At 71.9% G+C, this 1,067-nt stretch carries 1 protein-coding gene; it reads right to left on the bottom strand.

Going from position 1 to position 1,067, the window contains the following annotated elements:
• Positions 1-867, bottom strand: an 867-nt coding sequence (locus tag ACFR9S_RS13475; RefSeq protein ID WP_379818879.1) for a flippase activity-associated protein Agl23, incomplete at its 3' end; no start/stop codon positions are given.
• Between the last annotated feature and the right edge of the window lie 200 nt (positions 868-1,067).

Consider the following 1,067-nt stretch of genomic DNA (forward strand, 5'->3'; position numbering starts at 1 on the left):
CGTCTCCACCAGCGCGGCGTCGAGTACGTCGAGCAGATTTCCGACGCCGGAGAGCGCGCCCCAGATCTCCGGCCGGGGCGCGTACATCAGCACCGTGACCGCGAGGAACGTCCCCGCCAGTGCCGCGAGCGCGCCGCCGAGCCAGATCACGGCGGGGAGCGCGCCCGAGCGGCGATCAAGCCAGTCTCTAACGGCGGCGAAGTCTGCCCGAACCCGGGCCGTAGCGCCCGGTTCACCGCCACCAGTCGCAGCCCGGACCAGCCGGTGGTCGTAGCAGACGGCCGCGGCGCCGCCGAAGCAGGCGACGTAGAGGATCGCGTTCTCCTTGCTCGCGAAGCCGAGCGCGAGCGCCGCGCTCGCGGCGACCGCAGGCCCGAGTCGGCGGGTGTCGGCCGCCCGCACGAGCAGCGCGAACGCCGCGAACGCGAACGCGCCTACGAGCATGTCCGAGCGCATGAACCGCGAGTAGTAGAGCAGTAGCGGCTGGACCGTCAGTAGCAGCCCCAGCGCGACGATCTCCCGGTCGTCGAGGTGGCGGCGCAGCAGCCACGCCGACAGCGGGAGCGCGGCGGTGACGACCGCGACGGGGAACCGCGCCCAGAAGTCGGTCACTGGGACGACGTGGAACAGCAGTGCGTCGGCGTGCTGGACGAACGGGCCGTGGATTATCGGCCGGTAGTGGAACTGCCCGGTCTCGTGGTAGCGCAGGATCCAGTAGCCGACGCGGCCCTCGTCCCAGTGGAACACCCGGCTGCCGAGGCCGGCCAGTCGGAGCGCGAGCGAGAGGACCGACAGCCCGACCAGCGCCCGGAGCGCGCGGCGGCCCGCGCGATCGCCCCGGCTCGACGGGTGGTCCCCCCGTGACATGGACGGGCGTTCCGAGTGGAGCTATGAAGCTCTGTGGGTTCGGTTCGCTACTCCCCGTCTCCCTCGTCGGCCTGCTCCTGAAGCCCCTCCTTGACGCCGCGGACGATCGCCTCCAGTTCGTCCGAGTCGGCGTCGATGTCGACGTTCAGCGAGAGCGTGTGCGGCTGGGACGCCGCTTCGGAGTCGCCGGGGGCAGGCTC

This window comes from Halolamina salina (assembly GCF_042678005.1).
GTDB classification, from domain to species: Archaea; Halobacteriota; Halobacteria; order Halobacteriales; family Haloferacaceae; genus Halolamina; species Halolamina salina.